A 14797-nucleotide genomic window follows, 5' to 3' on the forward strand; every position below is an offset into this window, starting at 1 on the left:
GTCTCCTTATGTTACTCCTTGGGCTTGTCCCCCTGGGTCTCCTCCTGGATTGCCTGGACCTCTTGGTCCAGCTGTTCCCAGGGGGCTGCCTCTCCGGCAGAGGGCTCCGTCTCCCGGGACAAGTCGGACCCCTCCGGTTTCGGGGCTTCTTCGGCCTTGGGGGCCTCCCGGTGCTCCTCCATCATCTCTTCCACAATGAGCTCATCGGCCAGGGCCTCCGCCGCCGCAGCCTGGAGCCTGTCTGACTTCTTCTCCAGGGCCTTCTCCACCGCGTTTTCGTCCACGGCGGGGGCGGTGGGGTCATGGTAAGGGGTGGGTCCGTCGGGGCTGTAGCGGTAGGGATCGTAGGCCCGGCCCCGGGCATAGGCCCGGATGCCGATTCCGCTGACTGAGATCACCGAGGCATCGCTCTTCTTCTTCTCCTCGGCTGGCTTGACCTTTTTCTTGCCCCGGTTGGCCTTGGCCTCCTCGATGGCCCGGGCCCGGCGCTCAGCGGCCTCCCGGCGGCGCTGTTTCTCCTCCTCCTTCTCCAGGCGCTCCTGCTCAGCCTTGGCGGCGGCAGCGGCCTCGTAGTCCTTCTTCAGCAGCCGGCCGGCCACAAGCTCCTGGACCATAGACAACAGGTTGTTGGCCAGCCAGTAGATACTCATAGCCGCCGGCATGGAGTAGCCCACCCACAGGGAGATCACCGGGGACATGATCAGCATGGTGCGGTTGGTGCTCTTCATCTGCTCCGTCTGCTCCTGACTGCGGTTGAGCTGATTGGTCTTCATGGAGATCATAGACATCAGCAGGCCGGTGAGGGCGGAGATTACCGGCAGCAGGAAGGTGCCGATGGCATTCCAGTTATAGGGGCCCCGCCAGACCTGCCAGTTGGGGATGGTCTCCAGGGACAGGCCGAAGAAGGAAAAGTTGATCTGCTTGAGGCTGTCGGCAAAGGCCGCCACCGCCGGGTCGGCCGCCACCGCCTCGAAGTTCTGGAAAAGGACATTGGACGCCGCCAGCTGGTAGTAGTAGTTTCCAGAGGCGTCGATGACCGTGGCCGAGTAGCGGTTGAGGACCTCCACCAGGGTGGTGACCTCCTCCCCGGACAAGCCCATCATGTAGGTCAGGGGCTCCCGGATAATGGCATACAGGGGGAACAGAATCAGAATAGGAACCAAGGTCCACAGGCACCCGCTCATGGGGTTGACCTTCTCCTTCTCGTAGAGCTTCTGCATCTCCAGATTCTGCCGCTCCCGGTCGTTGGAGTACTTGCGCTGGATCTGCTGCATTTTTCCCTGGAGCATGTTCATCTGGATCATACTCCGCTTGCCCTTCAGGGAGAAGGGGAAGAGGATCAGCTTCACAATGACAGCGAAAAAGATCAGGGCGAAGCCGTAGCTGCCGAACAGATTGTAAAAGAGCTGGAGCAGCCAGGTGAACGGCATAAGAATATAATACATTTGCGTGCCTCCACATTTGATTCTTCGGCATTGGGCCTGCCGGAGCCGCAGGGGATGCCAAAGAGGCGGAAAACTCGCCCATGGGGCATCCCCGTACGGTTCAAACAAACCTTAGTACTTCACCAAGTTAGGAATTGCAGATTGGATTTCCAGCGGAATTTTTGCAGAACAAGGCAGAGGACGCCGGTGGGCTGGCGCCCACCAAGGACGATCACGAAGCGATGCGGAAATTCCGCCGAAAGGCAAATGCAATTTTCTGGCTTGGTCGAGTACTAGGGCTTGTTTGAAAATTGGTGATATGTCCAGCAGGGAGGGATTTTGGGCCTCTGGCAAGCAATTTTTTCGCAGGAATCCTGTCGGATTGCAAGGAAATATTGCGCCGTCCAGGGGGCAAAAGCCCCGCCGGTTGGGCATGTTGACATGTTTCAAACAAGCCCTAGGGCACCGGGTCGTACTCGATGCTCTTCTGCCTGTGGAACGGCTGGCACTTGAGGACGCGCCGCAGGGCCAGCCAGCCGCCCTTCCAGGCGCCGTACTTCTCCACCGCCTCCAGGGCGTAGGCCGAGCAGGTGGGGAGAAAGCGGCAGCAGGGCGGATGCAGGGGGGAGATCCGCCGGCGGTAAAACCGAATGAGAAAGAGAAGGAGTCCCTTCACTGATCCGCCTCCCCCTGGCCCCGCAGGCCCAGACGGCCGGCGGCAGAGAGAAAGTGGCGCTCCAGCTGCTGATAGCTGGAAAAAGCCGCCTTCACCCGGGCCACCACCACAATATCATAGCCGGCCCGGAGCTCCCCCTGGTGGAGGCGGTAAATCTCCCGAAGCCGGCGGCGGACCCGGTTGCGCGTCACCGCGCCCCCGACCTTCTTTCCTACAGTGAGGCCAAGCCGGCTCTCCGGCCGGCGGTTCTTCCGGCAGTAGAGGACCACGGTGGGGGAGGCGGCGCTCTTTCCCTTGCGGTAGAGCCGCTGAAATTCATGATTGCGCTTGAGGGTGACCACGGCGCTCAAAAAAATCACCTCTCTCTGGCGGGCGGAACCGGGGAGAAAAACCTCCGTATGCACCGCAGGGGCGGTGGGAATGGCTCCCCCGCCCCTTCTTGACATTCTATCCCGGCTCCGCCCTGCATTCGGCTTCCCCGCTTAGTAGGTCAGGCGGGCGCGGCCTTTAGCGCGCCGGCGGGCCAGGACCTTCCGGCCATTCCGGGTGGCCATGCGCTTGCGGAAGCCATGCTCCTTAGAGCGCTGGAGCTTCTTGGGCTGATAGGTACGCTTCATCTCTTTCCACCTCCTGTAAGGGTATCGACGGGACGGGCCCGTCCGCCACAACGGCCGGCGAAGGACCGGCCGGGGTCGTCTGCACTTGTAGTCCCGCTGTTTTTCGGGACGCATTGACTATTATAGCCTATGGTTTTCTAGGATGTCAACCACCTTTTTTCTCTTTTTTGGAGGATATGACGGGGATTTTTCCACAGGGAAGGGCAAAAGAACCCCTCTAACCGTCTGAGAAAGGGGCGTTGGGGTTATATTTATTAAAGGTAGCCCTGTGGAAAACCTTGCTTCGCACCGTTTCTTTTGATATAATTAGCTGAATACGGATTCTACAAAAAAAGGGAGGTCCCGCGATGAATTCCGCCGCGGATATCTGGTCCAAAGTGCTCTCCCTCATGGAAGCGGACATGACACCCACCACCATCCACACCTGGTTTGACGACACGGTGGCGGTGTCCCTGGAGGAGGACAAATTCATTCTGCACACGCCCTCTGACTTCAAGCGAGATATCATCCTCGCCCGCTACCTGCCACCCATCCAAAAGGCCCTCCACGAGCTCTTTTCCGCCGACTTTCAGGTGGTGGTGCTGGGGGACCAGGAGCTCTCCCAGTACCAGAACGCCCAGAGGCCCAAGGACGACGGCTTCCTGCCGGGCACGGAGGAGTACACTTTTGAGCGCTTTGTGGTGGGCTCCTCCAACAAATTTGCCCACGCCGCCGCCCGGGCCGTGGCCGACCACCCGGGGCAGAACTACAACCCCCTCTTCATCTACGGAGAGTCCGGCCTGGGGAAGACCCATCTCCTCTACGCCATCGCCCACAAGATTCACGCCGATCATCCGGACTTCCGCGTGGTCTACATCAAGGGCGACGCCTTCACCAACGAGCTCATCCAGGCCATCCGGGAGGGGCGCAACAAGGAGTTCCGGGACAAATTCCGCTCCGCCGACGTCTTCCTGATGGACGACGTGCAGTTCATCGCCGGCAAGGACTCCACCATGGAGGAGATGTTCCACACCTTCAATACTCTTTACGAAGCCCGCAAACAGATCGTCTTCACCGCCGACCGCCCCCCCAAGGAGATGCTCAAGCTGGAGGACCGGCTGAAGACCCGCTTTGAGTGGGGCCTCATCGCAGACATCCAGCCGCCGGACTACGAAACCCGCATGGCCATCATCAAGAACAAGGCCATCCGCATGGGGGTGGAGCTGCCCGAGGCGGTGCTCCAGTACATTGCCGAAAACATTACCGCCAACGTCCGGCAGATTGAGGGCACCGTCAACAAGATCATGGCTCTCCGGGACCTGGAGGGGAGCAGCATCGACGCCGCCACCGTCACCCGGGCCGTTCGGGACATGTTCAAGGACACCTCCGACATTATGCCCACCGCCGACGTCATCATACAAGAGGTGTGCAGCTTTTACAACATTGAAAACAGCGCTCTCCGGGGCCAGGGCAGGACCAAGGACACCGCCCTGGCCCGGCAGGTGGCCATCTACCTCATCCGGGAGATGACAAACCTCTCCCTGAAGGAGATCGGCAAGGAGTTTGAAAACCGGAACCACGCCACCATCCTCCACTCCATCGACCACATTGAGCGGCTGAAAAAAACCAATCCCGAGATTGTTGAAGTCATCAAGGACATCCGGGCCAACGTCAACGCCAGGTATGAGTAACGAAATCCCTCCGGGGGCAAGAACCATTTCTTTTTCTGCGGAAAATGAAACGGTTCTTGCCCCGCAACGGAGCCGCAAGTCCCTTCCGGCGGAACGCCGGACTTCCAAACCAGATGGAATCCGGTCAAACGGCCCCCGCCGGGCAGACGCCCCCGGAGGAACTCTGTTTATTCAAAAAATACGAATGAATATCCATTTTATCCGGAAAATGAAACTCATCCCTTTCCACCGGATTTTGTGGAAATGTGGAAAACTCCCTGTGGACAACTTTTCCCGTTTTTTCCCCATGTGGAAAGACCCTGATTTTCTCCACAACCCCTGTGGACAGATTTTTCTTGCAGCCCCAACGCTTTTCGCCGGTTTTCCACATCCATTTCCCCTACGGATACTATTGCTACAAAAATCCTCTCCTCTCCTCACAAAGAGAGCGGCAGAACACGAAAGGAAGGTACCCCCGCCATGAAGTTTTCCTGTGAAAAGGCCATCCTGCAATCGGCCATCGCCGTCACCGCACGGACCGTCTCCCCTAAAAGCTCCATCCCGGCTCTGGAGGGCATCCTCCTGGAAGCCGGGAATGAACTACGGCTCACCGGTTATAACCTGGAGACCGGCATCCGTACCATGGTCCCCGCCCAGATTGAAGAGGAGGGAAGCCTGGTGCTCTCCGCCCGGCTCTTCGGCGAAATCGTCCGCAAGCTTCCCGACGACGTCATCTCCTTCTCCGCAAAGGACTTTCAGGTAGATATCATCTGCGGAACCAGTCATTTCCATATCCTAGCCATTGACCCAGAGGATTTTCCCGACCTGCCCACCGTGGAAGACAAAAACGGATTCCATATTTCCCGGGACAAACTGGGCTCCATGATCCGCCAGACCATCTTCGCCGTCAGCGACAACGAGGCGCGGCCCATCCACACCGGCTCCCTCTTCGAGCTGGACGACACCGGCCTCACCGTCGTCAGCGTGGACGGCTACCGCCTGGCCCTCCGGCACGAGGCCGTCACCGCCAAGGACGGAGGGGCCTTCTCCTTTGTGGTGCCAGGCGCCGCCCTCAATGAGGTGGAGAAGATCTGCGGCGACAGCCAGGAGGACGCGGCCATTACCCAGGGGGAGCGCCACATCATGTTCCAGATCGGAGACACGATGCTGATCTCCCGGCGGCTGGAGGGAGAGTTTTTGGCCTACCGCCAGGCCATTCCCCGGAACAACGCCATCCAGGTAGAGGGGGACACCAAGACCCTATTGACCTCCATCGACCGGGTTTCCCTCATTATCAGCGACAAGCTCAAGTCCCCCCTACGCTGTGTCTTCGGAGACCAGGTGCTCCACATCACCACCAAGACCGGCATCGGGGACGCCTCTGACCAGTGCCCCATCGACGGGGACGGCGGGGGCCTGGAGATCGGCTTTAATAACCGCTATCTCATGGACGCTCTGAAGGCCGCTCCTGCCAGCCGGGTACGGCTGGAACTCAGCTCCGGCGTGGCCCCCTGCGTCATCCTGCCCGCCGGAGAGGGAGAGGAGGACTTCCTCTATATGGTCCTGCCGGTGCGGCTCAAGGCCGGAGAATAAGGAGGAGACCCCTTTTGGAATTGAAACCCTATCTGCGCTTTGCCCAGTTCTATGAGACCGACGCCATGGGCATTATCTACCACGCCAACTACATCCACTGGATGGAGGAGGCCCGCATCGACATGATGGACCAGCTAGGCTGGCCCTACCGGCGGGTCCACGACGCCGGGCTGGACTTCGGCGTCACCGAAGTGAGCTGCCGCCACCGGGGGATGGTCCGCTTCGGGGATACCGTGGCCATTCAACCCTCCCTCATCCGGCTGACCCCAGCCAAGATGGAGGTGGGCTACCGGATCACCGACGCCAAGACAGGGGAGCTGAAGGCTGAGGGTTCCACTGGGCACTTCTTCTTCGATATACGGCAGCAAAAGCCCGTGGCCCTCAAACGGGCCATCCCGGAGCTCTACCAGCTCTTTGCCCAGTGCAAGGAGGGGTGACCCTTGGAGAGAGGAGGAGAGGGAATGGAGGAACAGAGGGTAGCCATCACCACTGAATTTATCAAGCTGGACGCCCTGCTGAAATTCGCCGGGTTCACAGAGACCGGTGGGGAGGCCAAGGAGGCCATCCAGGCCGGGGCGGTGAAGGTTAACGGGGCGGTCTGCACCATGCGGGGCAAAAAGCTTCGTCCCGGCGACCAGGTGGAGCTCCATGGGGTGCGGCTGGTGGTGGAATGATTATCCGATCCATCGCTCTGGAGCACTTTCGCAACTACGGGGCTCTGGAGGCCGGCTTCTCCCCCGGGGTCAACGTCATCTATGGGGAGAACGCCCAGGGAAAGACCAACCTGCTGGAGGCGGTAGCCTATCTCTCCACCGCCTCCTCCCACCGGGCCCGGTATGACCGGGAGCTCATTCAGATGGGGGAGGAGGCCGCACTGATTCGGGCGGGGCTGCTGTCCCGGAACCGGGACTTCACCCTGGAGACCCGGCTGCGCCGGGGCCAGCGGCGGCAGCTCTTTTCCAACGGGGTGCGGCTCCGTTCGGCGGGGGAGCTCTCCGGAATCCTGACCACCGTGCTCTTCTGTCCCGAGGACCTCTCCCTCATCCGGGCGGGGGCGGCGGAGCGGCGGCGGTTTCTGGACGGGTGCATCTGCCAGCTCCGGCCCAGGTATGCCGCCGCCCTGGCCGAGTACCGGCGGCTCTATGAGCACAAGACCCGTATTCTTCGGGACTGGCAGGAGAAGCCCTCCCTTCTGGAGACCCTGGACGAGTTCTCCCTGGCCATGGCCCGGGCAGGGGCCGTGCTCATCCACTATCGGGCCCACTTCATCCGGCGGCTCCGGGAGGCGGCTCCCCCCATCCACGCCGACTTCTCCGGGGGGCGGGAGGCCCTGGGGCTCCATTACGCCACTGTGAGCACCATTTCTGATCCGGAGGCCCCGGTCCGGGAGCTTCTGCCCCGGATCTTGGAGCACCAGCGGACCCACCGCCAGGCCGAGCTGGAGACCCGGCAGTGCCTTACCGGGCCCCACAAGGATGATCTGGTGGTGGATCTGGACGGTATGGAGGCCAAGACCTACGCCTCCCAGGGACAGACCCGCACCGCCGCCCTCTCCCTAAAGCTGGGCTGCCGGGAAATCTTCTACCAGGACACCGGGGAGTGGCCCGTCCTCCTGCTGGATGATGTGCTCAGTGAGCTGGACCACCGGCGGCAGGCCTTCGTGCTCAACCGCATCGGCGGGGGGCAGGTCTTCATCACCTGCTGTGAGGAGGACCGGCTCTCCGGGCTGGAGGAGGGGGCCGTCTTCCACATCCAGGGTGGAAGACTGGTTTGACCCGCCGGGGGGCCGTCCGGCCGGATTCTATCCGGTCCACGGTGGGAGGGGTCCCCTCCCAAAGAGGACAGAAAGGAACAAAACAGCCATGTATCTGCATTTGGGACAATCGGTGGTGGTGCCCTTTCGGGACATCATCGGTATCTTCGAGATGGACAATACCACCTCTTCCCGGCTGACCCGGGACTTTCTGGCTCGGGCGGAGCGGGATGGGCGGGTGGTGGATATTTCCGGGGATCTGCCCAAATCCTTTGCCCTGTGCCGGGCCAGAGAGGGGCCCGCCGTGGTCTATCTCTCCCAGCTCTCCGCCGCCACCCTCCGGGGCCGGGTGGAGGGCGGAACCTTTGAGTAAATCCAATCCATACAGAGACGGCGGAGCGGATAAATCCACTCCCTACCCCTGTTTCCAAGGGTGGGGGGCGCATTTATGCGCTCTGCCCAGAGACCCAGGAGGTTTTGATATGTCAGAAGAATTGCAAAGCGGCGAGCTCACCCGGATGGAGCAGGTGGACCACGAGTACGGCGGATCCGAAATCCAGGTGCTGGAGGGGCTGGAGGCCGTCCGAAAGCGGCCGGGCATGTATATCGGCTCCACCTCCTCCTCCGGCCTCCACCATCTGGTCTACGAGATCGTGGACAACGCCATTGACGAGGCCATGGCCGGCTACTGTGACGAGATCAGCGTCGTCATCAAGGAAGGGGACGTCATCACCGTCACCGACAACGGCCGGGGTATCCCCGTGGATATCCAGCCTCAGACCGGCCTTCCTGCCCTGGAGGTGGTCTTTACCATCCTCCATGCCGGTGGCAAGTTCGGCGGCGGGGGCTACAAGGTCTCCGGCGGCCTCCACGGCGTAGGGGCCAGCGTGGTCAACGCCCTCTCCGAATGGCTGGAGGTCCAGGTCCACAAGGACGGGAGCATCTACGAGATGAAGTTCGCCCGGGGCAAGGTCACCCAGCCCATGACTGTGGTGGGGAAGACCGGCCAGCACGGCACTGTAGTCACCTTCAAGCCAGACCCGGAGATGTTCACCGAGACTACTATCTACGACTACGAAATCCTCCACACCCGGATGCGGGAGGAGGCCTTCCTCAACGCCGGGCTGCGCATTCACACCATTGACCAGCGGCCGGGGCAGGAGCAGCACGACGACATGTGCTACGAAGGGGGCATCCGGGAGTTTGTCACCTGGCTCAACCGCTCCAAGACGCCCATCCACCAAGAGGTCATCTACATGGAGGGCCGGAAGGACGCCTCTATGGCTGAGCTGGCCTTCCAGTACACCGACAGCTACAGCGAGACCATCCTCTCCTTCGCCAACAACGTTCACACCCCCGAGGGGGGGATGCACGAGACCGGTTTCAAGCAGGCCCTCACCACCACTCTCAACGCCTACGGCAAGAAGATGAACCTCCTCAAGGACGGCGACGAGATCAAGGGGGAGGACTATCGGGAGGGGCTTACCTGCGTCATCTCGGTGCGCATTGAGGAGCCCCAGTTCGAGGGCCAGACCAAGGCCAAGCTGGGCAACTCCGAGGTGCGGACCCTGGTGAGCGCCGTGGTCTCCGAGAAGCTGGAGGAGTTTTTGGAGGAGAACCCGGCGGTGGGCAAGGCCATTCTGGACAAGGCCCTCACCGCCTCCCGGGCCCGGGAGGCAGCCCGAAAGGCCCGGGAGTCCATCCGGCGCAAAACCGCCCTGGGTGGGGCGGCCATGCCTGACAAGCTCCGGGACTGCAACGAGAACAACCCAGAGCTCACCGAGCTCTATATCGTCGAGGGCGACTCCGCCGGCGGCTCGGCCACCCAGGGCCGGGATTCCCGCTTCCAGGCCATCCTCCCCCTGTGGGGTAAGATGCTCAACGTGGAGAAGGCCCGGGCCGACAAGGTCTACGGCAACGACAAGCTCCAGCCCGTCATCACCGCCCTGGGAGCCGGCATCGGCGACGAGTTCGACGCCGCCAAGCTCCGCTACCACAAGGTCATCATCATGGCCGACGCCGACGTGGACGGAGCACACATCCGCACGCTGCTTCTGACCTTCTTCTTCCGCTTCATGCGGCCCCTCATTGAGCAGGGCTATGTCTACGCCGCCGTGCCCCCCCTCTACAAGCTCACCCGGGGCAAGACCACCCGGGTGGCCTTCTCCGACGAGGAGCGGGATAAAGTCTCCGCCGAGCTCCGGGGAGACAACCCCAACGCCAAGGTGGACATCTCCCGGTACAAGGGCCTGGGTGAAATGGACCCCCATGAGCTCTGGGAGACCACCATGGACCCGGAAAAGCGGACCCTCAAGCGCATCGAGCTGGACGACGCCGTCCTGGCCGACGAGACCTTCACCGTTCTCATGGGGGAGAAGGTGGAGCCCCGGAAGGAGTTCATCGAGAAGAACGCCAAATACGCCGTGAACCTGGACTATTAAGGGCGCGCCTGCCCGGCGGGGGCAAGGTCCATTTCTTTTTCTGCGGAAAAAACGGGTCTTGACTCCAAAGAAAAAGGGGGTCCGGTTTTCGGGAGGCTTATAGGCGTATACGGCGGCCAGCGGCTTTCGTATGAGTGCGGGGACCCCTTCCGGCCGTTACGGCCTGAGTTTGTGCAATAAGGATGGGTTTGTGTTCTATCCAACCGCCGCCTGGCGGTCCTTCTCCCCGAGCAGAGTGCACGGCGCAAGTTTTGCGGTGTTGGGAGAACCTTGCCCACCGGCGGGGGACCGCAACTCCCGACAGTGGTGTCTGCGCCCAAGTGAAATACAAAAAGAGGACCCCAGGAAGAAGAACCTCAACTGAGGAGGAACAATAAGTGAGCAAAAAACCGCAGTATGATCCTGAAGAAATTCGCTATCCCAACCAGGTCATCGTCTCGTCGCCCCTGGTGCCGGAGATGGAGAAGTCCTATATCGAGTACGCCATGAGCGTCATCGTGGGCCGGGCCCTGCCCGACGTCCGGGACGGGCTTAAGCCCGTCCACCGGCGCATCCTCTACGCCATGTATGAGGACAATCTCACCCACGACAAGCCCTTCAAGAAGTCGGCCACCTGCGTGGGCGACGTGCTGGGCCGGTACCATCCCCACGGGGATCAGAGCGTCTATGACGCCCTGGTGCGGCTGGCTCAGGACTTCTCCATGCGCTACATGCTGGTGGAGGGCCACGGCAACTTCGGCTCCGTGGACGGCGACCCCCCGGCCGCCTACCGTTACACCGAGGCCCGGCTGTCCAAAATTTCCGAGGAAATGCTCCGAGATATCGACAAGGAGACTGTGGACTGGGACCCCAACTTCGACGAGTCCCGGAAGGAGCCCCGGGTCCTGCCCTCCCGGTTCCCCAACCTGCTGGTGAACGGATCGTCCGGCATCGCCGTGGGTATGGCCACCAACATCCCGCCCCACAACCTGCGAGAGGTCATCGACGCCGTCATCTGCGTTCTGGACGACCCGGAGGCCACCCTGGCCGACCTGATGGAGCACATCAAGGGGCCTGATTTCCCCACCCGGGGCATCATCATGGGCCGCTCCGGCATCCGGGCGGCCTACGCCACCGGCCGGGGCCGCCTGATGGTCCGCGCCCGCACCGAGTTCGAGGAGTTCGGCAAGGACCGCATCCGCATCATTGTCACAGAACTGCCCTATCAGGTCAACAAGCGGATGCTCATTAAGAGCATGGCCGAGCAGGTGGAGGACAAGCGCCTGGAGGGCATCTCCGACATCCGGGACGAGACCGACCGCAACGGTATGCGCATCGTCATCGAGCTCAAGAAGGACGCCAACCCCCAGGTGGTGCTCAACCGGCTCTTCGCCCAGACCCAGCTCCAGACCACTTTCGCCATCAATATGCTGGCCCTGGTGAACAACCAGTCCCAGCCCAAAATCCTCTCCCTGCGGCATATCCTGGACGAGTATATCGCCTTCCAGGAGGAAGTCCTCATCCGGCGGACCCGGTACGACCTGCGGAAGGCCCAGGAGCGGGCCCACCTGCTGGAGGGTCTGCTCATTGCACAGGACCACATCGACGAGGTCATCAAAATTATCCGGGAGAGCTACGACAACGCCAAGGAGCGGCTCATGGAGCGCTTTGCCCTGGATGACGTCCAGGCCCAGGCCATCTGCGACATGCGGCTTATCGCCCTCCAGGGCCTCAACCGGGAGAAGCTGGAGGCCGAGTACAAGGAGCTTGAGGAGCGCATTGCCTACTTCCAAAAGCTCCTCTCCGATGAGGAGATGCTCAAGGGCGTGCTCAAGGAGGAGCTCACCGCCATCCGGGACAAGTACGGCGACGGGCGCCGCACCGAAATCCAGGACGTGGAGGACGAGTTGGACATTGAGGACCTCATCGAGGAGGAGGAGTGCGTCTTCACCCTCACCCAGGCGGGCTACCTCAAACGGACCCCGGCCTCGGCCTACCGGGCCCAGAAGCGGGGGGGCAAGGGCGTCAGCGCTCAGACCCTCAAGGAGGCCGACTGTGTGGAGACCGTCTTTACCGCCTCCACCCACGACTATATCCTATTCTTCACCAACCGGGGCCGGGTCCACCGGAAGAAGGGCTACCAGATTCCCGAGGCGGGGCGGACGGCCAAGGGCACAAACATCGTCAACCTCCTGCCGGTGGAGCCGGGGGAGAAGGTCACTGCCATGATCCACCTGCGGGAGTACGCGGAGGACCGCTTCCTGGTGATGGTCACCCGGAACGGTACGGTAAAGCGCATCCAGCTCTCGGCCATCCACACCGCCCGGAAGGCGGGTATCCGCTGCATCACCCTGGAAGAGGGGGACGAGCTCATCTGCGTCCGGGAGACCGACGGGGAGCAGGCCATTCTCATCGTCACCCACGACGGCATGTCCATCAGCTTCCGGGAGACCGATGTGCGGTGCATGGGCCGGGACGCCGCCGGTGTCCGGGGCATCCGGCTTCGGGAGGGGGACTATGTCATCGGGGCCGCCCGGGCCAAGCACGACCACCAGGTTCTCATGGTTACAGAGAACGGCTATGGTAAGCGCACCGGCATGGACGAGTACTTCCGGGCCGACGGACCCCAGAACCGGGGGGGCTACGGCCTCAAGGGGTACCAGGTCACTGACAAGACCGGGCCCATTGCCGGGGTTAAGGTGGTGGATGAGAACGATGACATCTTCATCATCTCCGACGATGGCGTCATCATCCGCATGAGCGTGAAGGATATCAACATTTACAGCCGCTTCGCCCAGGGCGTCATCCTCATGCGGCTCCAGGAGGGGGTCAAGGTCATCTCCATCGCCCGCACGGAGCACGAGGAGGAGACGGAAAACCCGGCGGAGTCCGAAGAGAGCGGGGAGGAGGATGAGCAGCCGTGAGACGGAGGCGGGTCACCTACCGCCCCAGCAAGAGCCAGGCCATCTTCGGCGGCGTGGTGGGAATCATCTTTGTGTTCATCGGCCTCTTTATGGTCATTCCCACCTTTGGACCCTTCGGCCTTCTGTGGACCCTCATGGCCGTGGGGATTACCGGCATGAATTTCTATCAGGCCTTCGGCAAGGGCTATGCCGGACCTGAAATCCACATTGAGGAGGAGCCGGGGGATGGTTCGGGACCCCAAGCGGGCCCGGCGGCGCGGAATACCCAGGAGCGCCTGCGGGAGCTCCAGGCCCTCTACGGCCAGGGTCTTATCACCCAGGAGGAGTTCGAGGCCAAGCGGAAGGAGATTTTGGAGGATCTGTAGAATCGGAAGGAGAATGAGCATGAAGTTCTTTGGTGTACTCTATGTGCGGCCGCGCTGGTTTCCCCTGATTGGGTCTCTGTTCCTGCTGATCAGCCCTTTTTTCGCGGGGGACGGAGTCCCCTTCTGGGCCTGTTCCACCTTTTGGTCCGGAATCCTTCTGCTGCCGTCCGGGGTGCTGGCCGCCGGGCAGTGTCTGGAGGCCGATGTGGGCAAGAAGCGGAAGCTGCGGGGCTTTGCCTGTCTTCTGGCTCTGGCGGCTGCTCTTCCGCCTCTGGTCTCCTTCCTGGCAGCAATGCTGAGATCTGGAGGGCCGATGAGCGGCTGGCAGTCCTTTGAGCTGACCGTATCCATCCTCCTTCTGTTTTGCGGCGGCTTTGTCCTGTGCTGGGACTGGCTCCACCGGGAGGACTCATGACAGCTGCGCGGGAAGGAGAAGCGATGAAGCAGGTTACGATCTATACGGACGGGGCGTGCTCGGGCAATCCGGGGCCCGGTGGGTGGGGGGCCATCCTGATGTACGGGGAACACCGGAAGGAGCTCTCCGGGGGAGAGGCCCACACCACCAACAACCGCATGGAGCTCACCGGGGTCATCACCGCCCTGGAGGCCCTGAAGGAGCCCTGTGTGGTGGAGCTCTGGTCGGACTCCAAGTATGTCATTGACGCCCTTCAGAAGGGCTGGGCCAAGGGCTGGCGGGCCCGGGGCTGGGTGAAGAGCGACAAAAAGCCCGCCCTGAACCCGGATCTCTGGGCCCGGCTTCTGGAGCTGTGCGAATACCACCAGGTCCGCCTCCACTGGGTCAAGGGCCATGCGGAGAATCCGTATAACAACCGCTGTGACGAGCTGGCGGTGATGGAGAGCAGAAAGTACAGGGGGTAAAAGGCCCTTGACCCAATCCAAGGGGGTCCCCGCGCGGCCAGCGCAGCTGGGCGCGTGGGGGAAGGAGGAGCAAGGGAGCGGCCGAAGTTTTCGCCGGAAGGCGGAAACGGAGGCAAGCGGACTTTGCGACGACGCGGGCCATGCGGAGAATCCGTATAACAACCGCTGTGACGAGCTGGCGGTGATGGAGAGCAGAAAGTACAAGGGGTAAAAGGCCCTTGACCCAATCCAAGGGGGTCCCCGCGCGGCCAGCGCAGCTGGGCGCGTGGGGGAAGGAAAGAAAATGTGGACTGTCCGCCCCTCTTGCCTTTCCCGCGCCCATAGGGTAAAATAATGTCTGCTGAATCAGCCGCAAGGCGGTTGATTCGTGCGGCACAGCCGCGCAATTCTTCCCACAACCGCCGAAATTGGCGATTGTGGGTAAAAGTCAGCCATTCCTGCAATGCGTCCTTCTGCGGCGGAATGGATATGCCGCCGCAGGAAGTGCAGGTATTTTG

Annotated in this window: 16 protein-coding genes; 11 read left to right on the forward strand and 5 right to left on the reverse strand. The window is 61.7% G+C overall.

The features are described 5' to 3' along the window. Window positions 1-11: 11 nt before the first annotated feature. From Q0K09_RS01255 to rpmH, 4 genes are all read right to left on the reverse strand, one after another. The gene (locus Q0K09_RS01255; RefSeq protein ID WP_294471894.1) at window positions 12-1445 is read right to left on the reverse strand and encodes a YidC/Oxa1 family membrane protein insertase; all 1434 of its coding nucleotides are present in this window, start codon (window positions 1443-1445) and stop codon (window positions 12-14) included. A 436-nt stretch (window positions 1446-1881) separates the two neighbouring features. After that, on the reverse strand, window positions 1882-2100 hold the full coding sequence (yidD, locus tag Q0K09_RS01260; protein ID WP_294471896.1) for a membrane protein insertion efficiency factor YidD: 219 nt from the start codon (window positions 2098-2100) through the stop codon (window positions 1882-1884). Beyond that, window positions 2097-2441: a ribonuclease P protein component gene (gene rnpA / locus Q0K09_RS01265; protein ID WP_294471999.1), complete on the reverse strand. Its 345-nt coding sequence runs from the start codon at window positions 2439-2441 to the stop codon at window positions 2097-2099. Before rnpA ends, yidD begins: the two co-directional genes overlap by 4 nt. Before the next feature lie 141 nt (window positions 2442-2582). Beyond that, the gene (gene rpmH / locus Q0K09_RS01270; protein WP_033117619.1) at window positions 2583-2717 is read right to left on the reverse strand and encodes a 50S ribosomal protein L34; all 135 of its coding nucleotides are present in this window, start codon (window positions 2715-2717) and stop codon (window positions 2583-2585) included. Between the two features lie 347 nt (window positions 2718-3064). Between rpmH and dnaA the strand changes: the two genes are divergently transcribed. Then, the gene (dnaA, locus tag Q0K09_RS01275; RefSeq protein ID WP_294471914.1) at window positions 3065-4387 is read left to right on the forward strand and encodes a chromosomal replication initiator protein DnaA; all 1323 of its coding nucleotides are present in this window, start codon (window positions 3065-3067) and stop codon (window positions 4385-4387) included. Between the two features lie 124 nt (window positions 4388-4511). Here the strand turns inward: dnaA and Q0K09_RS01280 are convergent, their stop codons facing one another. Then, window positions 4512-4757, reverse strand: a complete 246-nt coding sequence (locus Q0K09_RS01280; protein WP_294471917.1) for a hypothetical protein — start codon at window positions 4755-4757, stop codon at window positions 4512-4514. An 89-nt stretch (window positions 4758-4846) separates the two neighbouring features. Between Q0K09_RS01280 and dnaN the strand changes: the two genes are divergently transcribed. The 10 genes from dnaN (at window position 4847) to rnhA (ending at window position 14300) form a co-directional block, all read left to right on the forward strand. Continuing rightward, window positions 4847-5959, forward strand: coding sequence for a DNA polymerase III subunit beta (gene dnaN / locus Q0K09_RS01285; RefSeq protein WP_294471920.1), 1113 nt, complete (start codon window positions 4847-4849; stop codon window positions 5957-5959). Window positions 5960-5973: 14 nt separating this feature from the next. Beyond that, a complete protein-coding gene (locus Q0K09_RS01290; RefSeq protein ID WP_294471922.1) occupies window positions 5974-6396 on the forward strand; it encodes a thioesterase family protein in 423 nt (140 codons plus the stop codon). 24 nt (window positions 6397-6420) lie between these two features. Further along, window positions 6421-6633: an RNA-binding S4 domain-containing protein gene (locus Q0K09_RS01295; protein WP_294471925.1), complete on the forward strand. Its 213-nt coding sequence runs from the start codon at window positions 6421-6423 to the stop codon at window positions 6631-6633. After that, complete coding sequence (recF, locus tag Q0K09_RS01300) at window positions 6630-7733, forward strand: DNA replication/repair protein RecF (RefSeq protein ID WP_294471930.1); 1104 nt, start codon at window positions 6630-6632, stop codon at window positions 7731-7733. Before Q0K09_RS01295 ends, recF begins: the two co-directional genes overlap by 4 nt. Window positions 7734-7821: 88 nt before the next feature. After that, entirely contained in the window at window positions 7822-8085 is a 264-nt protein-coding gene (gene remB, locus Q0K09_RS01305) for an extracellular matrix regulator RemB (protein WP_294471935.1), read from the forward strand. 109 nt (window positions 8086-8194) lie between these two features. Further along, window positions 8195-10153, forward strand: a complete 1959-nt coding sequence (gene gyrB, locus Q0K09_RS01310) for a DNA topoisomerase (ATP-hydrolyzing) subunit B (RefSeq protein ID WP_294471938.1) — start codon at window positions 8195-8197, stop codon at window positions 10151-10153. A 377-nt stretch (window positions 10154-10530) separates the two neighbouring features. Continuing rightward, window positions 10531-13056, forward strand: coding sequence for a DNA gyrase subunit A (gene gyrA / locus Q0K09_RS01315; RefSeq protein WP_294471940.1), 2526 nt, complete (start codon window positions 10531-10533; stop codon window positions 13054-13056). After that, window positions 13053-13421 carry an SHOCT domain-containing protein gene (locus Q0K09_RS01320; RefSeq protein WP_294471943.1) on the forward strand — a complete coding sequence of 123 codons (369 nt, stop codon included), beginning with the start codon at window positions 13053-13055 and terminating at the stop codon, window positions 13419-13421. The genes gyrA and Q0K09_RS01320 overlap by 4 nt, the downstream gene beginning before the upstream one ends. Before the next feature lie 19 nt (window positions 13422-13440). Next, window positions 13441-13836, forward strand: coding sequence for a hypothetical protein (locus Q0K09_RS01325; protein WP_294471947.1), 396 nt, complete (start codon window positions 13441-13443; stop codon window positions 13834-13836). Between the two features lie 23 nt (window positions 13837-13859). Next, a complete protein-coding gene (gene rnhA, locus Q0K09_RS01330) occupies window positions 13860-14300 on the forward strand; it encodes a ribonuclease HI (RefSeq protein WP_294471949.1) in 441 nt (146 codons plus the stop codon). Window positions 14301-14797: the final 497 nt, after the last annotated feature.

Origin of the sequence: uncultured Intestinimonas sp. (assembly GCF_944387725.1) — a bacterium.
GTDB lineage: Bacteria > Bacillota > Clostridia > Oscillospirales > Oscillospiraceae > Intestinimonas.